23 protein-coding genes and 1 other RNA gene are annotated in these 22,402 nt (G+C 34.7%); 17 read left to right on the plus strand and 7 right to left on the minus strand.

Annotated elements, in window-relative coordinates:
* Positions 1–115: 115 nt before the first annotated feature.
* Positions 116–379, minus strand: a complete 264-nt coding sequence (locus tag EGI24_RS04350) for a DUF6364 family protein (protein WP_255047109.1) — start codon at positions 377–379, stop codon at positions 116–118.
* Positions 380–569: 190 nt separating this feature from the next.
* Between EGI24_RS04350 and EGI24_RS04355 the strand changes: the two genes are divergently transcribed.
* The 4 genes from EGI24_RS04355 to EGI24_RS04370 all read left to right on the plus strand — a co-directional run bounded on the left by EGI24_RS04355 (position 570) and on the right by EGI24_RS04370 (position 5,692).
* Positions 570–1,223 carry a hypothetical protein gene (locus tag EGI24_RS04355; RefSeq protein WP_255047110.1) on the plus strand — a complete coding sequence of 218 codons (654 nt, stop codon included), beginning with the start codon at positions 570–572 and terminating at the stop codon, positions 1,221–1,223.
* Positions 1,220–2,392, plus strand: coding sequence for a glutathionylspermidine synthase family protein (locus EGI24_RS04360; RefSeq protein ID WP_255047111.1), 1,173 nt, complete (start codon positions 1,220–1,222; stop codon positions 2,390–2,392). The genes EGI24_RS04355 and EGI24_RS04360 overlap by 4 nt, the downstream gene beginning before the upstream one ends.
* Positions 2,393–2,662: 270 nt before the next feature.
* Complete coding sequence (locus EGI24_RS04365; RefSeq protein ID WP_255047112.1) at positions 2,663–4,057, plus strand: WG repeat-containing protein; 1,395 nt, start codon at positions 2,663–2,665, stop codon at positions 4,055–4,057.
* A gap of 24 nt (positions 4,058–4,081) precedes the next feature.
* The gene (locus EGI24_RS04370) at positions 4,082–5,692 is read left to right on the plus strand and encodes a carboxypeptidase-like regulatory domain-containing protein (RefSeq protein WP_255047113.1); all 1,611 of its coding nucleotides are present in this window, start codon (positions 4,082–4,084) and stop codon (positions 5,690–5,692) included.
* A gap of 11 nt (positions 5,693–5,703) precedes the next feature.
* Here the strand turns inward: EGI24_RS04370 and uvrC are convergent, their stop codons facing one another.
* Positions 5,704–7,518 (minus strand): excinuclease ABC subunit UvrC, encoded by a 1,815-nt coding sequence (uvrC, locus tag EGI24_RS04375; protein WP_255047114.1) that lies wholly within the window; start codon positions 7,516–7,518, stop codon positions 5,704–5,706.
* 146 nt (positions 7,519–7,664) lie between these two features.
* A complete protein-coding gene (locus EGI24_RS04380; RefSeq protein WP_255047115.1) occupies positions 7,665–7,997 on the minus strand; it encodes a transmembrane 220 family protein in 333 nt (110 codons plus the stop codon).
* A gap of 139 nt (positions 7,998–8,136) precedes the next feature.
* On the opposite strand from EGI24_RS04380, the gene ffs reads away from it, so the two are divergent.
* The 3 genes from ffs to EGI24_RS04395 all read left to right on the plus strand — a co-directional run bounded on the left by ffs (position 8,137) and on the right by EGI24_RS04395 (position 9,647).
* Positions 8,137–8,222, plus strand: an RNA gene (ffs, locus tag EGI24_RS04385) — signal recognition particle sRNA small type.
* A 39-nt stretch (positions 8,223–8,261) separates the two neighbouring features.
* Positions 8,262–8,918, plus strand: a complete 657-nt coding sequence (gene fsa / locus EGI24_RS04390) for a fructose-6-phosphate aldolase (protein ID WP_255047116.1) — start codon at positions 8,262–8,264, stop codon at positions 8,916–8,918.
* A 45-nt stretch (positions 8,919–8,963) separates the two neighbouring features.
* Entirely contained in the window at positions 8,964–9,647 is a 684-nt protein-coding gene (locus EGI24_RS04395) for a cell division ATP-binding protein FtsE (protein ID WP_255047117.1), read from the plus strand.
* On the opposite strand, the gene EGI24_RS04400 is transcribed toward EGI24_RS04395, so the two are convergent.
* The 3 genes from EGI24_RS04400 to kdsB are packed head-to-tail and all read right to left on the minus strand — an operon-like array spanning position 9,631 to position 12,689.
* Positions 9,631–10,335, minus strand: coding sequence for a hypothetical protein (locus EGI24_RS04400; protein WP_255047118.1), 705 nt, complete (start codon positions 10,333–10,335; stop codon positions 9,631–9,633). The genes EGI24_RS04395 and EGI24_RS04400 overlap by 17 nt on opposite strands.
* Positions 10,336–10,337: 2 nt before the next feature.
* The gene (locus EGI24_RS04405; protein ID WP_255047119.1) at positions 10,338–11,903 is read right to left on the minus strand and encodes a PglZ domain-containing protein; all 1,566 of its coding nucleotides are present in this window, start codon (positions 11,901–11,903) and stop codon (positions 10,338–10,340) included.
* A 36-nt stretch (positions 11,904–11,939) separates the two neighbouring features.
* Positions 11,940–12,689 carry a 3-deoxy-manno-octulosonate cytidylyltransferase gene (gene kdsB, locus EGI24_RS04410; RefSeq protein WP_255047120.1) on the minus strand — a complete coding sequence of 250 codons (750 nt, stop codon included), beginning with the start codon at positions 12,687–12,689 and terminating at the stop codon, positions 11,940–11,942.
* A gap of 122 nt (positions 12,690–12,811) precedes the next feature.
* Here kdsB and EGI24_RS04415 point away from each other — a divergent pair, with 122 nt between their 5' ends.
* The 10 genes from EGI24_RS04415 to EGI24_RS04460 all read left to right on the plus strand — a co-directional run bounded on the left by EGI24_RS04415 (position 12,812) and on the right by EGI24_RS04460 (position 21,320).
* A complete protein-coding gene (locus tag EGI24_RS04415) occupies positions 12,812–13,702 on the plus strand; it encodes a LysM peptidoglycan-binding domain-containing protein (RefSeq protein WP_255047121.1) in 891 nt (296 codons plus the stop codon).
* A 3-nt stretch (positions 13,703–13,705) separates the two neighbouring features.
* Entirely contained in the window at positions 13,706–14,491 is a 786-nt protein-coding gene (locus EGI24_RS04420; RefSeq protein WP_255047123.1) for a TIGR02757 family protein, read from the plus strand.
* Positions 14,492–14,552: 61 nt separating this feature from the next.
* On the plus strand, positions 14,553–15,137 hold the full coding sequence (locus EGI24_RS04425) for a bifunctional nuclease family protein (protein WP_255047124.1): 585 nt from the start codon (positions 14,553–14,555) through the stop codon (positions 15,135–15,137).
* A 41-nt stretch (positions 15,138–15,178) separates the two neighbouring features.
* Positions 15,179–16,039, plus strand: coding sequence for a 1-acyl-sn-glycerol-3-phosphate acyltransferase (locus tag EGI24_RS04430; protein ID WP_255047125.1), 861 nt, complete (start codon positions 15,179–15,181; stop codon positions 16,037–16,039).
* A gap of 86 nt (positions 16,040–16,125) precedes the next feature.
* Positions 16,126–17,004 (plus strand): ABC transporter permease, encoded by an 879-nt coding sequence (locus tag EGI24_RS04435; protein WP_255047127.1) that lies wholly within the window; start codon positions 16,126–16,128, stop codon positions 17,002–17,004.
* Between the two features lie 4 nt (positions 17,005–17,008).
* Positions 17,009–17,242: a DUF3098 domain-containing protein gene (locus EGI24_RS04440; RefSeq protein WP_255047128.1), complete on the plus strand. Its 234-nt coding sequence runs from the start codon at positions 17,009–17,011 to the stop codon at positions 17,240–17,242.
* Between the two features lie 3 nt (positions 17,243–17,245).
* On the plus strand, positions 17,246–18,037 hold the full coding sequence (locus EGI24_RS04445) for an undecaprenyl-diphosphate phosphatase (RefSeq protein ID WP_255047129.1): 792 nt from the start codon (positions 17,246–17,248) through the stop codon (positions 18,035–18,037).
* Positions 18,037–18,717, plus strand: coding sequence for a tRNA pseudouridine(55) synthase TruB (truB, locus tag EGI24_RS04450; protein ID WP_255047133.1), 681 nt, complete (start codon positions 18,037–18,039; stop codon positions 18,715–18,717). The genes EGI24_RS04445 and truB overlap by 1 nt, the downstream gene beginning before the upstream one ends.
* Complete coding sequence (locus tag EGI24_RS04455; RefSeq protein ID WP_255047135.1) at positions 18,704–19,639, plus strand: bifunctional riboflavin kinase/FAD synthetase; 936 nt, start codon at positions 18,704–18,706, stop codon at positions 19,637–19,639. The genes truB and EGI24_RS04455 overlap by 14 nt, the downstream gene beginning before the upstream one ends.
* A complete protein-coding gene (locus EGI24_RS04460; protein WP_255047137.1) occupies positions 19,632–21,320 on the plus strand; it encodes a hypothetical protein in 1,689 nt (562 codons plus the stop codon). Before EGI24_RS04455 ends, EGI24_RS04460 begins: the two co-directional genes overlap by 8 nt.
* Here the strand turns inward: EGI24_RS04460 and pheA are convergent.
* Entirely contained in the window at positions 21,317–22,390 is a 1,074-nt protein-coding gene (gene pheA / locus EGI24_RS04465; RefSeq protein ID WP_255047139.1) for a prephenate dehydratase, read from the minus strand. The two genes, EGI24_RS04460 and pheA, sit on opposite strands and share 4 nt — an antisense overlap.
* Positions 22,391–22,402: the final 12 nt, after the last annotated feature.

The following is a 22,402-nucleotide window of genomic DNA, read 5'->3' on the forward strand; positions in this document are numbered from 1 at the left end:
AATAATTTAAAATTCTAACGAAAATTAGGTAAACTCATTACCCATGCAGAATAACTAAAAGTCGGCATTTCGTGGTTCAAAACGGAAACCAGTATATTAGCGTCTAAAAATAAATTCATTTTCTTGACTCGTAATACGCTTTCTTCAGAGACTTTGAGCTTTTAGCAGTAGTTTTGTAAGTTACTTGTTCTTCAGCGATCATTCGAATGAAATCAGCAATAGGAATATCCTCTAATGAAGCATAAGACTTAGGTGTAGAGGTTATTTTTTCATATAAAAACTCTGTTAACCGACTCAAACTCATTCCTTGAGAAGCAGCAAAATCTTTGGCTTTTTCTATAATATTTTGATCAAAGCTTAATGTGATTTTAGTATCCATTTTTGCATTTAGATTTTATACGTACAAAAAAATATTTCAATACGTGGACTATCAAGTATTTTGCCATTTTTATATTTAATCATTTAACCAACCTACTATTAGTCCATTCGTAAATTATTTTGCTTCATTCCTCACGAATAGATTGGAAAGTGTAAAATAGTTTTTGAATATTTGAAGAAAAAAACATAAAATGACACCTGTCAAAACAAATACATTTTTAAAAAAAGTAAAAGACATAACCATAAGCGGCTCATTGACAATGCTGATTTTAAGTTCTGGTCTTTACAGTTGCACTTCATCTGAGAGTACCGAGGGTGACTATGAACAAACTGAGGTATATACCCAAGGTGTAAGAACCTATATCAAAGAAACTTCCAAAGGAGAATTTAAAATAACAGAAGAAATAGCTGTACCTGCGGATAGCTCCAAAGCCATTGTAACCTATTTGGATGGTAGAGTAGAAACGCTTACGAAAGAGCAATCAAAAAAGTTGATTGATGAAGAAATCACCCGAAACGAAAACACCATTGGACATAACAATGGCCTTTCAAACGTACTTCTTTATGGTGGTATGGGATATTTTCTAGGTAGAACGATGAGCCCCAATTATGGCTTTTACCGTCCTGATTTCCGTCAAAATAATAATGGAGGTTTTACATCAACTGGTGGAGTAAAAAACACTGCTGATATGGGTAGATATTATTCTAATCCTGAGACTTTTACAAAATCTACAGAAGTAAACAGAAATATCACCAAATCAAGAACAATGGTTACACGCCCGAATAGCAGTAGAAGCGGTTTTTTTGGTAGTAGAAGTAGGTCAGGATCAGGTTTTGGAGGATGATTAGGTTAAAAACTTTAGCAAATTCTCCGCTCCAAACTTTAAAGGATGAAGGCTGGAAATGGATGTTGGGAGAAGATACCCTCCCCTATGTAACCAATGACATGGTAATTGTATCAGAAAAGACTGCTGAGGACTATTATAATGCTGGCAATGAACTCTATGAAATGTTCATAAAAGCTGCGGAACATGTCATAAAAAACGATTTATATGAAGAATTGGGCATTCCACCCCATCTTGTTCCGCTCATAAAATACTCGTGGGAAAACGATAAAGGCTGGCATTTATATGGACGGTTTGACTTGGCAGGTGGAATCGATGGCAAGCCCATAAAACTCATAGAATATAATGCAGACACAGCCACTTGCATTCCCGAAACGGCCATCGTTCAGTGGGCTTCCTTAAAAGCTAATGGTTTTGATGATTCCTTGCAATTCAACACTTTATACGAAAGTTTGGTGGGTGCTTTTGAATCTTTAAGAGAAGAAAATCCAGAATTTCACCCATCTTTATTGATAAGCACAATGGCCGGATTTCCGGAAGATGACACCAATATGGAAATTTTGGCCGAAGCTGCCAAAGAAGCTGGATTTGAAGTAGCCTTTGAAAATATTGAAAAAGTCGATTTTTCGCCAAATGAGGGCATTTTTAAGCATAGTCTAACTGATGGAAGTTTCACGAAATTCGATTATTGGTTTAAACTGATTCCATGGGAATTTATAGCTTGGGACGAGCCTGAACTCTGCAAAATCATTACAGATATTTGTATGGATGAAAAAGCCATAGTGCTCAATCCAGCCTATACCCTGCTTTTTCAGTCAAAAGGGATATTGAAAATTTTATGGGATTTATTTCCGAATCATCCCTTACTGTTAGAAACAAAATCAAGCCCAATTTCTGGTAAAAATTGTATCGAAAAAGTGATGTTTGGCCGAGAAGGAGCAAACGTTAGAATTATTAATGGTAGAAACGAAACTGTTACTTTTTCGAGTGGTGAGTATGCGGAACAAAACAAAATCTACCAAGAATTTATAGATTTCCCGATGGACGATAGTGGAAATTATTACCAAGCTGGCGTGTTTTATGTAGGAGAATCTTGTGGACTAGGCTTCAGAAAAGGTGGGAAAATATTAGACAATACTGCTCAATTTTGTGGGCATTTGATAGCGTGAGTTTGAATATCTCCATTTTATATTTTCCAAAATATAAAGAAGACCAAAAAGCTGTAAAACTTGAATAGTTCCGAATAAAATTCGGGGTTTAAAGTTCAAAAAAAACTGGCACTGAAATGGTCAAACTTTTCATTTCTTATACAAGGGAAGTACTCAACTACGATTTATCGCTTAATTGATATTCTTTAGTCAAATTTGTGGTTATTAAAATTTTATATATAATTTTATTGTAATCTAAAAAAATGTGATTCAACCAAAATCCGTTTACTAATGAAAGCACTAAAATTACTCTCCATTTTGTTTTTAATTTCCCCTATCGTCAGTTTGGCAAAACTTCCATCTGAGGAGGAGGCTAACCTTGGCTGGAAAATAGGTTACACAGCCACCAATTATGGAAAGAAGAAAGACCGAAATGATGGTTTCTTCAAACAATTCGATTTTGTGTGGAAACAAAATGAAAACCTTTATGTGGTAAAGAAAAAAATAATTCTCAAAAATGGTGACGAAACTCAAAACGCCTGGCTAGTAGACAAAAATGGTAGATTTCTTGCAAAAAAAACCTACACTGACATTGGAGATTTTTCAGAAGGAATGGCAGAGGTAACCTTTGGTCCTCATGACTTTTGCCATAGCTGTTATTTTACTGGAAGATATGATTTTGTAGTACACCTTAGCAACACACATGGATTCATCAATGAAAAAGGAGAAGAAGTAATATCACCTAAATATAGATTTATTAGAGGCAGCTTCAAAAACGGCGTTTGTTTGGTTGGTGTTTGGGATGATCAATTGTATTTCGTGGACAAAGTAGGCAAACAAAAGTTTAATAAAATTTTCAAAGAAGGTGAACAATTCAAGGGTCATGTTGCAGGTGTAACTTTCAAAAATGGGGCAAAAAACTTCATTGACAAAAATGGCGAGGTTTTAGTTCCTAAGAAATATCTATACATTCAACCATTTAGTGAGGATTACACAGGCATGATAAGAGCCTATAAAACTTTGGGCAAAAAAGTTGGCTTTTGGACTTCGAATTGTGAAAACTTGGTTGCTCCTCTGTACGATTCTTTCAACTACGCAATGCTTAATGGAAACATAATGGTGGAGAAGAATGGCAAATTTGGCTTCATAGATATGTTTACAGGGCTGGAAACTATTCCAAATTCCTATAGCCAATATCGCTCTGACAAAAACAGAAATTATGTGCTTTTAAAAAATAATTCAGATTGGTACAGACTTGACACTTTATATAAGGCTCAAAAAATTGGAAAAGGTGATGATATTCTCAGTTTAGGTTTTGGTCTTTACAAATTAAAAAGAAACGAAAAATGGGGTGTTGTAGATAGCCTTGGTGTTGTAAGGTCTGATTTTATTTTTGACCAAATTACTGATTTGTACGCTGGAGAGTATTATATAGCTATGAAAGATCAGAATTATGGATTTATCAACGCAACTGGGAAAGTTTGCGTAGAACCAAAATATGACAATGTTGGTTTTCTAAAAGATGGCAATATTTATGGTCAAAAAGGGTTTTACCAATTCTCTTTAGACACCGAAGGCAAGATTTTAGATAAACAATTTAAGCCTGAAATTATCAAAAATGCCTTTTTTGGAATTCTGATAACTTTGATGCTGGGCTTGACTGTTTATGTTTTCAAAGTAAAATAAAGTATTTTTTACAAAATCTAAACAATGAAACCTCTGGTTAAATACTTATTTTCTTCGATATTCATTTTCGCATCTTATTGGACTATTGCCCAATCCAACACCTTCAAAATTTCAGGAAAAGTTGTAGACGAAGACAATATACCGCTAGAATTTGTAACAGTTTACATCAATTCTAGTTCTATTTTTACTCAAACTGACTCCTTAGGAAGTTTTACGCTCAATATTCCGAGCAATAAAATTGATTTTGAATTAGTAGTTTCTATGGTAGGATTTACCATACAAAAACAAAAATTCACGAGATATACAGTTCCAAAATTCTTGATCGTAAAACTTGCAAATAATTCATTAAATGAGGTAGTTATTAAAGCCAAACAAGACAGATATTGGAGTCGAAAATGGCAGGTTTTCAGAAATGGGCTTTTAGGTGAAAATCAATTTGCTCGACAGTGCTCTTTTGAAAATAAAGAAAATATCCACCTAAGTTTAGATTATCGCAAAAAAACAGTTTTCGCCAATTCTTCCAAAACCTTCGTGGTTATTAATAAAGCCTTGGGTTATAAAATTCACATCGATCTTCATTCATTTAGTTCCGACGGTGTAAAAACAAACTATGCAGCATCTAAATTCTACGAAGATAATTTGTCAACTGAGGAAAATAAGAGAAACGCTCAGTTGAATAACAGAAAAAAGGCTTTTGAAGCCACACCGAATTTATTTCTGCACAGTTTAGCCAAAAGAAACTTGGTCGATGCCAAGTTAGAAGTCTTCAAGATAATAAGTATGGTGGATGTTTTTTTAGGTAGAACTACTGTAAAACAACAAGTAGAAGAAGGTAAACTTGTAAAGGTTGCAGATTCTACCATTTATAGGTTTGATTCATTATCAAAAAGACATATTTTGTATTCTGAGTTACCCTTGTTGGTCTTTAACAAAAACGTACTTAATTATTTCCGAAATCCTTTCATCGACTACAACTATATGTTTTCTAAAATTGATCTTCCAAATCAGTTTGCAGTATTCACCGACAATGGATTTATTTCGGGACCTAACGGTATTACTTTTTATTATCAATGGGGCAACGAGGGACTGGCTTCTGCCCTACCTGAAAATTACATTGTACCTTCTGAATCACCGAATGACACTGTTGAACCTCTAATACAATTGGTTTTTGAAACTAACCATACCAACGATACATTAAATTTTAACAGCTCTGTTATCAATAGCAACCAAACTATAGCCTATGAAAAATCTGTATTTGAAACAAAAGAGTCTGATAAGAACGATTTTGTAAAGCCCGATTTCGCATTCAAACCAAGTGAACTTGAAAAAGGAATGGACATTTTTACATTATTGAAAAGAATACCAGGCCTAAGGGTAACGCAAAATATGGAAACCGGAGATTACAGCATTTCACTTACTGGTTCCAACACCAACCTTGGGCAAAATGCAAATCAAGACAATACGCCTGCTTTACTTTTCAATAACCGAATCTTTTCAGGCCGAAGGGAGGTAATGTCCGTGTTAGAGTTTATAGAAACCAACAGAATTACCGAAATTGGGCTGGTAAAATATGGCAACGGTGCCATGATGGGAGCCCGTGGTGGGGCCGGCACCATCATTATAAAAACTGAATAATACCTATTAAATCAACTTTCCTTTTCCAAAAACTCCTTTATTCTTCGGGCTTTGTCTTTACCCAATAGCGTTATCAATTCCTCGTCTGGAGCATTTTTAATGTTTGGAATCGACTTAAAATGATTCAATATCTTAGTAGCTGTATTTTTGCCAATGCCTGGAGCCGACTCTAAACTACTGATAAGGAAGTTTTTACTCCGACGATTTCTGTGATGTGTAATGCCAAATCGGTGTGCCTCGTCTCTACATCTTTGGATGAGTTTTAAAGATTCTGATTTCTTATCAATATAAATGGGAAGTGTATCTTCAGGAAAATAAATTTCTTCAAGTCGTTTGGCGATGCCTATAATTGGAATTTGCCCATATATGCCCAACGACTTTAGAGCATCACAAGCCGCAGAGAGTTGGCCTTTGCCACCGTCGATGATGATTAAATCGGGCAAATCGGCTTTTTCTTCCAACAATCTTGCGTATCTTCTACCCACTACCTCGTTCATGGTAGCAAAGTCGTCAGGACCAACGACTGTCTTAGGAATGTAATGCCTGTAATCTCTGGTCGAAGGTTGCCCATTCATGAAACATACCATAGCAGAGACCGGATTTGTACCTTGAATGTTAGAGTTATCAAAACACTCAATATGCCTTGGCAGATTTTTGAGCTGCAAATCTTGCTTTAACTTTATTAAAACCCTGTCTCTTTTATTGGTAGTTCCGCTAGCTGCTGCAGCATCTCTTTCAGCTTTATCATGTCTAAAATACATGATATTCCTGAGCGACATCTCAATTAATTTCTTCTTATCTCCTATTTGTGGAATAATGATATTGGCTTTAAAATCAATATCAGGGTTGATATTGCTAATGATTTCCTTAGCTTCGCTTTCGTATGTATGTCTTAAATCAAAAATCACAATTCCCAAAATCTCTTCATCGGTTTCATCCAAACGTTTTTTGACTTCCAGTGTTTGGGTACGGATAATGGTGCCATTAACTACCTTCAAATAATTCACATAACCCGCCGACTCATCAGATTGTATCGTAAAAACGTCGGCATCCTGAATAGTTGGTGTAACAACGGTGGCTTTTGATTGATAATTCTCTAAAAACTCAAGTTTCAACTTATATTGATGAGCGTCTTCAAATGCCATTTTCGCTGCAGATTCGCTCATTTTCTCCTGAAAATACTTCTTTGCTGGCGAAAGATTACCTTTTAGTATTTGATGAATCTGATCTATTTCTTTTAAATAATCAGCTTCGGATTGAAGGTTTTCACAAGGTCCTTTACAATTGCCAATGTGATATTCAAGACAAATTTTAAATTTCTTTGCCCAAACATTTTCTTCACTGAGGTTGTATTTGCAGGTACGGATTGTAAACAAACTCGTGAACATATCCAACAATGCATACATTGCTTTGGCGTTTACATAAGGACCATATAATTTCCCACGGCCTTTATCTTCTATTCTCCTGGTTGTAATAACTCTAGGAAAACGTTCATTCGTTATACAGACATAAGGATACGTTTTATCGTCTCTTAATAGAATATTATATTTTGGTTGATGTTCTTTTATAAGGGTATTTTCGAGCAAAAGAGCGTCCCATTCAGTTGGAACTACTGTATATTCCAGCCTATGGATGTTCAAAATCAACCTTCTAGTTTTTCTATCTACCCTTTCAAAATTATAGAAATAACTACTGATACGATTTTTCAGACTTTTGGCCTTGCCTACATATATTATAGTCCCTTCCTCATCGAAATATTTATAAATACCCGGCTCGCCAGGCAATCTAGAGATAATGTCTTTGTAGTCAAATTTAATATCGGCCATTATATCTTTTGAAAGAATAGAATTGTTTGAGCGAAAAAAAACGTGTAATTGATATACAAACAAGCACAACCTGATTTAAGTTTTTCAGATATTTAAACCTCTGAAAAACAAAATTAGATTTTAATAATTGAAAGAATGTTTAATTTCTATTTCTTAGAAAAAGAAACTAAAATCAAGACCAAAGCCGTAAATCCGAGGCCCAAAGATTCACGGCCCAGCTCAATATTGATAGTTTTCATGCCCAAAGTATTGAGCATAACGCCTTCCCACTCAGGTGGAAACTGATTAACCGCCCAAAACAAGTAAGGAATTCCCACCAAAAGCAAAGTATTTCCAGAGAGTTTTCCTTTTGATTTTTGAAACAAAAGATAAATCGGGAACAAATATGTGGGTATCCAAAGCCAAGGATCAGGGTCATTATATTGCACAGCTGTGAAATAAACGAACACCAACATTAAAAAATAATATATGAATTTCATAAAGGTTTTGTTAAAAGGTCGAAGTAATTACATTTAATCCAACAAAGCAAAAAAAAGAAACTGATTGTAATCAGGATTAAAAAAATATCTAAATAATTGGCTGAGCGTTTGTCAAACCGAAGAAACTTCGTACTTTTGTGACGGCAAATTACCAGCTCCTGCTGAATCCCCCAGGACCGGAAGGTAGCAAGGGTAGGCGGTTGTAGCGGTGAATTTGCCATTTTTTTTTGACTCTTCCTTAGTTTTTCAATCAAATATTATATCATGAAGTTTTTTATTGACACCGCAAGCCTTTCAGAAATCAAAGAGGCTCAGGATTTAGGTATTTTAGATGGCGTTACGACCAACCCTTCGCTTATGGCGAAAGAAGGAATTGGCGGTGAAGAAAATGTCAGAAAACACTATAAAGCAATCTGCGAAATCGTAGACGGCGATGTTAGTGCTGAAGTGATCTCTACTGACTACGAAGGCATGATTCGCGAAGGTGAAGAATTGGTAAAGATTGACGATCAGATTGTGGTCAAAATACCCATGATAAAAGATGGTATTAAAGCCATCAAATATTTTTCAGAAAGAGGTATAAGAACAAACTGCACTTTGGTATTTTCGGCTGGTCAAGCACTTTTGGCAGCCAAAGCAGGTGCTACCTATGTTTCACCTTTTGTGGGCAGATTAGATGATATTAGCACAGATGGTCTTGGGTTAATTGAAGAAATTAGAACGATTTACGACAACTATGGATATGAAACGCAAATATTGGCTGCCTCTGTAAGACACCCAATGCATATTTTAGGTTGTGCAAAAATCGGAGCTGACGTTATGACTGGACCACTTTCGGCCATTCTAGCCCTCTTGAATCACCCTTTGACAGATAGTGGCCTTGCAAAATTCCTTTCGGATCACGCCAAGGTTAACAAATAATATTTAATTTAGGCGGAAAATTTTTTCCGCCTTTTTTTATCTACCATGAGCGAAGCTGTAATTTCACTTTCTAATGCATACATTTATCAGAAAGAGAATCTTATTCTTTCTGACGTAAATTTCACTATAAACAAAGGTGAGTTTGTTTACTTAATCGGTAAAACAGGTAGCGGAAAAAGTTCCTTACTAAAAACGCTATATGCCGATCTCTGGCTTGAAAAGGGAAGTTGTACAGTAGCTGGATTTAAGCTAGAAAATATTAAATATAAGGAAATCCCGTTTTTAAGAAGGAAAATCGGAATCATTTTTCAAGATTTTCAATTATTGCCAGATAGAAATATACTTCAAAATTTGAGGTTTTTTATGGAGGCTATGGGATGGGTAGATATAAAAAAGATTGACGATAGGATAGTTGAAGTCCTAGAATTGGTTGGCTTGCCCGATGTTTTAAAAAAAATGCCTCACCAGCTTTCTGGAGGTGAACAACAGAGAATTGCAATTGGTAGAGCTTTGCTAAATCATCCCGAGATACTATTTGCGGACGAACCCACTGGAAATTTGGATCCAGAAAAATCAATTGAAATTCTAAAATTGTTCTTTAAAATAAATGAAGTTTCGGAAACTGCTGTATTAATGGCAACCCACGAACTTGATTTAATAGAAAGATTTCCGAGAAGAACGCTTTACTGTGATGGGGGTGTAATTAATGACCTCACAGGTAACTCGTGATACCCACTTTGAAATAGACACTTTGAGGTTTTACCGACTTTTTAGCATCAATTACCTCATAATCAGCGGTAAACCCAACTCGATCTCTGTCAATAATTTTGACAGAATTAGATTGTGTGTAACCAAGTCCAAAATCTACATAAGTAAATGGTCTCTTCTGACCAGAAATTTTTATACTGCTCCCCATTTCGAGATTATAACTTAATGTGGTAGCCGAAAATCCATAAACTTTATAAACTTCATCTTGACCAGCATTTTCCATCATTCTAGAAAAATATAACTTAGGACCTAATCCTCCATCCAAATACGGCACTACTTTTCTTATAGCTAAATTTGGCAAATATCTAAATTTTAAAAGCGTCCAAACTTGCCGATGATTCATGAAAAAATCACCTTGTGCGGGTGGCAAGAAAAATGAATTTTGTTTGTTACCAGAAATTCCAAATTCTCCTCCCAAAAGAATCGAACTCAACTCGCCAGCTTTTTTTCTTGGATTTACTAAGTACGAAAAAGATATCCCTGAGCTATTCAATTTAGAAAAATCAGATGAAATCGCCTTTTTAAATTGCCCTAAAGGGCTTTTAACATAAAATGAAATATTATAAAAACCCTTATATATTACATCCTTAGGTTCTTCTTGAGCAAAACCTTTGATAGACAACAAAAACAGAAATAAAACTTTCTTCATATCTATTTGGCCTTCAATACAGCAAAAGGAATAATTACTTCTTCTAACGAAACGCCGCCGTGCTGAAAAGTATCTCTGTAATGGCTTACATAATGGTTGTAATTGTTGGGATAAGCAAAGAAATAATCACAAGTAGTAAAGAAATAAGAAGTGGATAAATTTGGACTAGGTAACTTATAAGTCTCTGGTTTTCTGACCTCTATCACAAAATCTCGCTTATCATCTAGGTTGAGATTTCTTCCTTGTTTATATCTCAAGTTCGTATTTACATTTCTGTCGCCCACTATCCTTTTGGCATTTTTAACTTTTACCATTCCATGGTCTGTTGTTATAATTAGTCTGCCATTTTTTGAAGCTATTAACTTTAAGAAATCTAACATTGGCGAGTGTTGAATCCAAGACTTAGTAATGGATCTATAGGCAGCCTCATCAGGTGCAAGTTCTTTTATAACGGCCATGTCTGTTCTGGCATGCGAAAGCATATCAATAAAGTTGTACACCACTACTACTAGATCATCTTTCATTAGATTGTTAAAATTGTCCACCAATGACTTCGCCTGACCATTATTGAGTATTTTGTGATAAGAAAACTTTTGCTGTAAGTTGTTCTTTTTCAATTGTCTTCTCAAAAACTCATCTTCATTTTTATTTAAACCATCTTCATTATCTCCTTCATCATTTACCCAAATATCAGCATGCTGCTTTGACATTTCCAGTGGCGTTAATCCCGCAAAAATCGAATTTCTAGCATAAGAAGTTGCCGTAGGCAAAATAGAAAAGTAAGTTTCGTCAGATTCAATTGTAAAAAACTCGCCTATGATGTCTTCCATTATTTTCCATTGATCAAGCCTGAAATTATCAATCAGAATAAAAAACAACGGAGAACCTCCGTTTAAAAGCGGAAACACCTTTGTCTTCAACAGATTGTGCGACATGACAGGCTTCTTTACATTTGGATCCGTCATCCAACTTGCGTAATTATCCTCAATAAAGTCTGAAAAACGAGCATTAGCTTCAGCTTTTTGCATTTGGAAAACCTCTTCCATTGATTTATCAGAAGAACGATCAATTTCTAATTCCCAAAACACTAGCTTTTTATAGATTTCTGACCACTCATTAAAGTCCAATTCATCATTATATTGCATGCTCAATTGTCTAAAATCTTGCATGTAACTCGAATTGGTTTTTTCGGAAACCAACCTTTTGTTATCCAAAAGTTTTTTTATGGAGAGTAATATTTGGTTTGGATTGATCGGTTTTATGAGATAATCAGCAATTTTAGATCCTATGGCCTCTTCCATGATCCTTTCTTCTTCAGATTTGGTAATCATAACTACAGGAATCGTGGGCTTTATTTTCTTGATTTGGACCAATGTATCCAAGCCCGTCATACCGGCCATCATTTCATCTAAAAAAATGATATCATAGTTGTTTTTTTCGACTAAATCCAAGGCATCGGCACCACTTGGCACTGGCGTAACATCGTATCCTTTATTTTCAAGAAAAACTATATATGGTTTAAGTAGTTCAATTTCGTCGTCAGCCCATAGAATGGTGAATCGTTGCATAAATTGTTTTTTTTTAATGTTATATAGTTCTATACGCTATTTTTTATCTAAAAATTGCTTTAAACGTTCAAAATCTTGCTCTGTATCAATTCCAAAACCTTCACTTGGTGCTTCTACCATATTGATTTTAAAACCATTGGATAGCCACCTCAGTTGCTCTAATCTTTCCTGAGATTCTAACTTTGAAACAGGAAATTTCACCAATTTCTCCAAAATATCTACTCGGTAGGCATATATTCCTAAATGTTTATAAAAAGTATTATTCAGTAGCCATCGATCCACTTTTTCGTCTCGAATATGAGGAATTGGAGAGCGGCTAAAGTACAAAGCTTGATCTCTCTCGCTTTTGACAACTTTTACAATATTTGGGCTCAATAAATCTTCCAACTTTCCTATCGGAAAACAAGCAGTAGCAATTTCTATTTTATTATCCAATACTGAACATAAACCATCTATGGTATTGGGATCTATAAGTGGTTCGTCTCCTTGTATATTTACTACATAATCGAACGAAGAACTTCCACCACATAGTTTTAATGCTTCTGCACACCTGTCAGTACCACTTTCATGATTGGTATGGGTCATCAGCACTTCTCCATGAAAGCCTTCTACATGCTCAAAAATAGCCTCGTGATCAGTTGCTACAACGATTTTGCTTAAACTTTGAGTTTTTTCACACTGCTCATATACCATTTGAAGAATTGATTTTCCCTTGATTGTTTTTAATAATTTGGCTGGAAATCGAGAAGATAAATAGCGTGCTGGAATTATGCCGAGAATTTTCAAAGTGTTAGTATTTTAGAAACACAAAACTAAAATAAAATACTTTATTTATCATGGATAAAAAAAAATTATGCTCTTAAATCTTAAAAATGTAATTTTGCGGTTCATTTTACATTTAATCCATCATGAAAGTTTTAGCTTTATTTCTAATAATAAGTTTGCCTAGATTAGTCTTTTCACAAAATGCTCCCAAAGACTCGGTATATACTGAAGTGATAAATAACATAGTTTATATACTGCATAAGGTTGAACCCGGACAAACATTGTACAGTTTGGTTAACAAATACGAATGCTCTGTTGCCGAAGTTTCAAATGTAAATCCAAGTTTAAAAACTGAGGTAGGCATAAAAGCGGGACAGGTTTTGAAATTCCCAATGATTAAAAATGGAAAGCATGTAAGTGCATCGGCATATTGGGCTATGAGAAAGAAAGCGTGGGCAAGTAAGAATGCACCTTCTACCACACCCAAAACAAAAACTCCAGTAAAAGAAAAAGCCTCAAAGGGCCCGTACCATGATATTAAAGCAGGTGAAACCATTTTTTCAATTTCGAAATTGTATGATCTGGATATTTCTTATTTAGTAGAAGCTAATAAGATCAGCGACAACAAGATAAAAGTTGGCGAAAAACTATTAATTGACAAAAATGAAATTGAAAAAATTGTAGTCGATTTAGAAAAAGAGACAGAACCTGTTTTAGTATTAACCCCAGTTGGCAGAAAAGTATCAGAAGCAGGAATTGCCGAGGTTATCAATACGAGCAATAGAACCACAAAATACCTCGCCTTACACAGAACTGCAAAAGTGGGCAGCAATATAAAAGTTACGAACGAGGCTACTGGTATCACCATCGTAGCCAAAGTAGTGGCCAATTTGAGTAAAAAAGGGCATGATGAAAACGTAATGATCAAACTTTCGCCCTATGCATTTTACAAATTGAGACCGAAAGACTCAAAAATGAGAGCTACCGTGGAATATTACGTCCCATCTAAGAAGAAGGCCGTTCACGGTAAATAAATTATGCCAGAAATAGTTTCACCCGAGGTAGCGGATTTATTAAATGAAAAATATATAAAATTCAATAGCTTAGATTTTATTGCCACCGACCCAATTTGTATCCCTCATCGTTATTCCCAGAAACAAGATATTGAAATTTCAGGTTTTTTTGCCGCAATTTTGGCTTGGGGCCAACGCAAAACTATTATCAATAAGTGTTCGGAATTACTCGAAAAAATGGATAATGCCCCTTACGAGTTCGTGAAAAATGCCAATTCAAATGAAATAAAGAAATTAGAAACATTTGTTCACCGAACTTTTAACTTTGTAGATTTACTGTACTTCCTGGAGTTTTTCAAGGCACATTATACCAAACACGCTTCATTAGAATCAGCTTTTTTGAATAAAGGAAATAAAGATGAAAATCTAAAAATGAATTTAATCCACTTTAAAGAATATTTCTTTTCGTTGGAGGATTCACCAAAAAGAACTCAAAAACACATTTCGAGTCCTGCTTCGAATAGTGCATGTAAACGAATAAACATGTACTTAAGATGGATGGTGAGGCGTGACAACAAAGGAGTAGATTTTGGTATTTGGAACAGTATTTTACCTTCTCAACTGATTATACCTTGTGATATTCATGTAGAAAACATTGCTCGAAAACTAAAACTAACCACAAGGCCTAAAGCCGATTGGAAAATGGCAGAAGAAATAACCAATACTTTGAGAATTCTTGACCCAGAAGACCCTACAAAATATGATTTTGCCTTATTTGGAATGGGAATTGAAAAATATTTTGGGACTTAGAAAAGATATTTTTCTGTAAAAACATTCTTTTTAATACATCAAAGGGAAGTATATTTGTATCGTGGATAAAATAAAATTAGAAATATTAGACCTATCGCCTAGCCAACTTCAGGCAGGTTCGTTTACTTTGATTCTTACAGAATCTAATGGGGATCGTCGCTTGCCTATTATTATTGGAATGTTTGAGGCCCAAGCCATTGCCATAGAAATGGAAAAAATCACTCCAACTAGGCCATTGACCCACGACTTATTCAAGTCTTTCTCCAAATCATTTGATTTTTCAGTGGAGGAAATACATATTTCAGACATTTCTGAAGGTGTTTTTTATTCTAAAATCATTTGTACGGATGGCATTCGTCAGAAAAATATAGATGCTAGACCTTCTGATGCCATTGCCATTGCCTTGAGGTTCAACGCGTCAATATATACAACCGAAAACGTTCTTAACGAAGCAGGCATAAGTGCCGATGATTTAGGTGGACAGGAAACGAAAAAAACTGCACCCAAAAGCATTAAAGTTAAATCGAGTTCTGATTTGATGTCCCTAAACTCCGAAGAATTGTCAAAAATGCTGGATGAAGCGATCAGAAATGAGGAATATGAAAAAGCAGCCAAGATTAGAGACGAAATAGATAAGCGGAATTAATTAGAATTCATCCACAGATTCGGTTCATAAAATCAATCTAAATGCTAAAAATACTTAAAAACTTCTTACCAATACCTGCCGAAACAACCCACCCATTGTTGAAGACCTTGTCGTATTTTGACATTTTGGGTTTGTTTCAAAAAGACCCCTTTGGCAATTGGATGGTATTGAAAAGAATGGTAATATTTATAGCTGGATGGCCTACTTATTGGAGAATAGCCGTTGCCAATAAATTGAAAATTGAGGGTTTGGAGCACCTTAAAGATCTTCCAAACACAAATGTTTTCTTCATCTCAAATCACCAGACCTATTTCGCTGACGTGATTTCTTTTTATCATATTTTTTGTAATCTAAAATGGGGATTTGGTAAGAAATTATTGCCTATTTATCTTTTTTCTCCCAGAGCCACCATCTATTATGTTGCGGCCAAAGAAACCATGAAGTCTGGCTTAATACCCAAACTTTTTAGTTTAGCTGGTGCTATTTTAGTAGAAAGAAGTTGGAGAGCAGAGGGTGTAAACGTAAAACGTGACGTGGACACTTCAGCAGGCGACAACGTTACGAAAGGTCTAAAATCTGGCTGGGTAATTAGTTTTCCACAAGGAACTACAAGCCCATATGCACCTGTAAGAAAAGGAACTTCACACATTATCCTGACTAATAGGCCAGTGGTAGTACCAGTAGTTATCAACGGTTTCAGAAGAGCTTTCAACAAAACTGGCCTAAAATATAAAAGAAGAAATACGCTCTTAACCGTAAAATTCAAAAAACCCATATATTTTGATGAAACGCATAGCCTTGATTATATAACCAAAACGGTTGAGGAAATTATTGAGCAAAACATGCCTGAAATGATAGCAGAATGGAATGCTTTGAAAGAATTGGCTAAAAAAGGTGAATAAATGTTTAAAAAAACTTAAAATGAATTCACTTAAAATACCAATCTTAAATAATTTTTTATCTTTGTACTTAGCTTTTCAAACCAAAAATGAGTTTTAACAAGAAATTAGGTAGTTACCCGGGCATTCTTATTACGATAAGTTTAAGTGTGGCTTTGTTTTTAATCGGATTCTGCGGTTGGATTGCCATTTCTTCTAAGGAGTTAATAAAATATGTAAAACAGAACATAGAAATTCAAGTATATCTAGAAAGAAATCTTGAAAAAAAAGATTTGGATGCAATTTCCAGCAAAATAGCAAGCATGGGTTTTGCGGAAATAAAAAATGGAAAACCTGAAATCAAATTAACTTCGAAAGAACAAGCTGCAGAAATATTTTATAAAGATACCAAAGAAGATTTCAAAGACGTACTGGGCGACAATCCTTTTAGAGATGCGTTTAGTATCCGGCTAAAAGAGGAAAATATTACTGAAGAAAAGTTGAAATACATCAAAACACAAATTGAAAAGCTAAGTGGCGTTTTTGAAGTTGAATATGCAAAAGACTTCTTAAAAGGTATAATAACCAATGTCAACAAAGTTTATAAAGTATTGGCCCTTATTGTATTGATATTTTTTGTTGCAACGCTTTTATTGATCAACAATACCATAAAATTGGCCCTTTATTCTCAAAGATTTATAATTAGAACGATGCAATTGGTCGGAGCCACTGATTTATTTATTCAAAAGCCGTTCTTGATAAAAGGATTTTTTCAGGGACTTATTGCCAGCATAATCAGTACTTTTCTCATATTTGTAACCAAGTATGTGTCAACTTCCCAAATCGACGGCTTGAATCTTATTCAAAATAACACAGCTATTACGTTTTTATTTGTAATACTTTTAATTCTCGGACCAACTATTGGCGTACTCAGTACCTTTCAATCTATCGTGAGGTACCATAAAATGGATTTAGATAAATTATATTGAAATAATGAAAAACACTAAAGATTTAAATGAAACAGCTGAAGCATCAGCATCAGATTTGCCTTTTAAGAAAGGAAATTACACCATCATGTTAGTTGGAGTGGCTTTAATAGTTGCCGGTTTTATTATCATGACATTGGATAAAGAAGAATTCGGATTTGGGTTTTTCGGTATTACTCTTGGGCCTATCGTAGCTTTTGTAGGTTTCATGGTGGAATTTTATGCCCTTCTAAAAAAATAATCCATGAATGTAATTCAAGCCATCATATTGGCTATAATAGAAGGCATTACAGAATATCTTCCAATAAGCTCTACTGGTCACATGATTATTGGAGCTTCTTTTTTAGGAATTGCAGAGCATCCATTTACCAAAATTTTTGAAGTAAATATTCAATTTGGTGCTATTTTGGCCGTAATTGTACTCTACTGGAAACGCTTTTTTCAAAGTTTCGATTTCTATATCAAACTCTTGGTAGCATTTATCCCAGCAGCGATTATCGGCTTTGTCTTGAATGATTTTATAGATTCCATTCTGGAAAATGTTTGGGTAGTGGCCATAAGCTTACTTCTTGGAGGAATAATACTGATATTCATCGATAAGTATTTTGAACAAAGAACCCACAAAACAGAACCCAACCTTAAAGACAGTTTTGTTATTGGTCTCTTTCAATGCATAGCCATGATTCCTGGCGTATCTCGCTCCGCTTCTACAATTATTGGCGGTATGTTTATGGGATTAACCAGAAAAGCCGCTGCTGAAATGTCGTTCTTTTTAGCAGTTCCTACGATGTTTGCTGCATCGGCCTACAAGCTATTAAAAGGCTACAAAAGCGGAGACTTAACTTTTGATAATGAACAACTTATGTTATTAGGTGTTGGAAATTTAGTCGCGTTTATTGTTGCAGTGGTAGCCATTAAATTCTTTATAGAATTTCTACAAAAATACGGATTCAAAGTATTTGGTTATTATAGAATTGTTTTGGGAATAATACTATTGGCATTGCTTTATTCAGGAGTTGATTTAAAAATTGTTTGATGAACGAACCATACAATGACTCCGTTTTACTTCTTGACAAGCCATTGACTTGGACATCTTTTGATGTTGTAAACAAAGTAAGATACGCTGGTAAATTCAAAAAAGTTGGTCATGCGGGTACGCTCGATCCATTAGCAACAGGCTTGTTGATTCTTTGCACTGGAAAAAAAACGAAAGAGATTGACCAATATCAGGCTCAGATAAAAGAGTATACGGGTAAGTTTATTTTAGGAAAAACCACACCGTCTGCCGACGCAGAAACTGAAGTAGATGCGACTTTTCCTATTGAACACATAAATGGAGAAATGTTGGAAACTGCTAGAAATAAGTTTTTGGGGAAAATTTCTCAAGTACCTCCCCTATTTTCAGCTATCAAAGTAAAAGGAAAACGAGCCTATGAAGCCGCAAGGGAAGGAAAAACACTAGAACTTAAGGCTCGCGAAATTGAAATCCAAGAATTTGAGATAGAGGCTGATAATTTTCCAGAAATTTCTTTTCGAGTTATTTGCTCAAAAGGAACTTACATCCGAAGCTTAGCAAGGGATTTTGGCCTTGAAGTAGGCTCTGGAGCATATTTAAGTGAACTTAGAAGGACCAAAATTGGAGAATTCTCGGTAGACAATGCAGAAACTGTGGAAAACATGGTTCAAAAAATCAAAGATTCAAATGAAGATTTATAATAAACTCTCTGATTTTCAGCCCAAAGGCAATGCTGTGGTGACTACTGGAACTTTTGACGGAGTTCATATTGGTCATCAGAAAATCATCAAAAGGCTTATAGAAAAGGCAAAAGAAATCAATGGCGAATCAGTTTTATTAACTTTTTGGCCACATCCCAGACTCATCATTTCGCCCAACGACGATAACCTAAAGTTACTAACAACGATAGACGAGAAAACCGAAATCTTAGAAAAACTAGGTGTTGATCATTTTGTAGTTTTGCCTTTTACCCGAGAATTTTCAGAACTTAGTTGTGAGAAATATATAGAAGATATATTACTAGATGGCTTAGGAACCAAAGCCATGGTAATTGGCTACGATCATAGGTTCGGCAAAAACCGTGAGGGGGGAATAGATTATCTAAAGAAACATTCGGAAAGGTTTAAAATTGAAATCGAAGAAATTTCGAGGCAAGAAATTGAAAATATCACCATTAGTTCCACAAAAATTAGAAATGCCATACTTCATGGGGACTTAAAATCGGCTAGTGAATTATTGGGAAGAGATTATCAGTTCTCAGGACCTGTTGTGAAAGGGAGACAACTCGGCAGGACAATTGGTTTTCCAACTGCGAATATTCAAGTTCAGAAAAAATACAAATTGATTCCAAAAAATGGCGTATATGCTACGAATGTATTTTTAAGAAACCAGAAATACCAGGGCATCATGAACATCGGCAACAGACCCACTGTAGATGGACTTGGTACAACACAAGAAGTTCATATTTTTGATTTTTCGGATGATATTTATGGAGAAACTATAAAAGTTGAAATTTTGGAATTTATCAGAGAAGAAACTAAATTTGAAAGTATTGATGAATTGATCAAGCAAATAAAAGTAGATTGCAATTCTGCACTGGAAATATTTTCAAAAAATGCATAAAAAAGCTAAGTATATATTTTGGACAATTTCATTATTCCTGATTTCAGTTTTATGGTTATTCCAAAATAAAATCTCAGTAAACATTCCTTGGTGGGATGATTTTCATGGGATTATACTTCCTGTATTTCAGTTGTTTTCTGACCTACCTTTTTTAGAAAAACTAAAGCTATTCTTTTCTTTGAATAACGAACACCGCGTTGTTAATGATAGAATATTTCTGCTCGTAATATACTTAATATCAGGAAATTTTGAATTAAAGGCCTTGGCTTTATTGGGTTTCATAAACCTTATAATAACTTTCTTGGTCTTGGTTAGGGTCTCAAAACCACTGTTTGATAATAGATTATATTTGCTACCTATAGCATTGTTGATTTTTCATGCACAATATTATGAAAGTCTTCAATCATTGATGGTCCCATTTCAAAACTTCTCTGTCATTTTATATGTTTTTCTGACCTACTATTTTCTCATTTATAGAAAAAACAAAGGCTTAACTCCAGCATTCATTTTTGCTGTTTTAGCAATTTTTTCGCACGGAAATGGCATTTTGGCATTCTTAATTGGAGCAATAATCCTTTTTTTCAACAAACGTAATAAGGATTTTATAACTTGGAGTGCCATATCTTTACTGAGCATAGTTCTTTATTTCTGGGGATACAAAAAACCGGAATGGAGTTCAGGAGTTTCTGCATTTTCTGAGCCATTGGCAGCATTGAGGTATGTTTTTGAATTTTTCGGAGCTTATGCTCTGAATATCACTGACCTATCTACGAGAGCAAAAGAAGTTTATTCGCACAATGTCTCAGAACTTTTTGGTCTTTTTTTAGTTGTGACATTCTTGGTATTATTTCTAAAAAAATACCCTATACTGACAAAGAGGCGGATGGACGCACTCGACAAATTAAGACATTCTAAAGCAGATCAATTTATAATTTGTGTTTTTGGATTTGTATTTGCCACAGGTTTAATGATTGGGATTTCAAGAACTGGATTTTCAATGCTTAGTCGATATACCATTAATTCTTCATTTATGACCATTGCGGTCTATATTTTCTTAATTTCAAATGTAAAAAGAAAAAAGGTTATAGGTATTGTGACCACCATTTTTTGCTCTATCATACTTATTTTCAGCTATTTTAACAATTATGAAATCGCTCTATTCAACCGCAAGAATGCAATAACAGATGGGATTAACTTTCAGAAAACTGGCACATGGTCAAATCAATACATTGATTCCTCTCACATTTCTAAGCTAAATCCATTGTTGGTAGAACCATATAAAGCAAAGAAATATATCTTTCCGGCCTCTATTTTGGATAATTATTCAAATATAAATTCATCGATTGCTAATGAAAAACTCACATTCAGCATAAATGACGGAATTCTTGAAATCTCTGGCGTGCAAAATAAAAACCTTAATCCAAATTCTGAGGAAGATGGCATTTATTTCTCCTTAGAAAATGAAGATAAACAATTTATTTTTCCGGCATTACATCAGAAAAACAATATTCTGAAAAGTATCTTACAACGAAAATATTTTTCAGACTTTTATCGGACAATTTACCCAGTAAAACTGATTCCAAAAGAGAAATATAACCTATTTAAGATAATGGTGAGTGAAGATAAAGTTTACAAATACGATATGGGTAAAACTTACGGTCCAGACGCTATGATTCGCTAGGCATTTCTCACATAACTTCCAAGAACCTTAATGCTGTCTTGGTGTTTTTTCAATACCTCCTGAAATTTCTCATCTTTGAAATAGCCCAAAAGCTCAATAAAGAACCAAAAATTAAAATCTTCGTCACCCTTGTATGGCCTACTTTCAATTTTTGTTAAGTTAATTTCTTGTTCTTTAAAGTCTTGTAAGAAACTTGCCAAAACCCCTGCTTCATCAGTATGAGGCAATCTGGCAATCAAAGTGGTTTTGTCATTTCCTGAAGGTAAATTCTCGAACTTTTTAGAAAGAATAAAAAACCTTGTTCTATTGTTGCTATTGTCTTCTATGTTATGAAATAATACAGGAATTCTAAACAATTTAGCCGCAATATCACTGCAAATAGCAGCTGCTTCGGGATCTTCTGCCGCCAATTTTGCGGCTTTTGACGTTGACTCAACTTGTATTTCTTCTGGACTGTGCTGTTCAAAATACTTATTTAAGAATCCACGGCATTGACGAAAAGCTATATCTTTTGAATATATTCTTTTAATTTTAGCTGGATTTTCAGCTTCTGTGGCCAAACTAAAGTGAACGGGAATTTTCAATTCTGCAGCTATATTCACATTGGTTTCGTTGAGTAAATCAACGGTTTCATAAACTATACCTTCCTGGTTATTTTCGATAGGTACCACTCCAAATCTAACTCTCTCGGTTTCTACCGCTTCAAAAACCGATTTAATTGTAGGTAGGGTCATGTATTCCGAAAGAGCCCCAAATCTACTTTCTGCTGCTTGATGGGTAAAACTACCCTCTGGGCCAAGATAGGCTATTCTTTCAGGAAGTTCTATATTTCTTGCTGTTGCAAAAATCTCTAAAAATATGGCTTCTATAGCTTCTCTAGACAAAAGTCCATCTGACTGGCTATTTAATCTTTCAATTATTTGTTTTTCGCGTTCTGGCCTATAAATTATTTCTTTTGATTTGTTTTTTATTTCTCCCACTCTTTGCACCCAACGCATGCGTTGATTCAAAAGCTCCAAAAGATGATCATCAATTTTGTCAATTTCTTTCCTTACCTCGTCTAAAGTCACAGTTTTGTTTTT

This window comes from Lacihabitans sp. CS3-21 (assembly GCF_024343675.1).
GTDB lineage: Bacteria > Bacteroidota > Bacteroidia > Cytophagales > Spirosomataceae > Leadbetterella.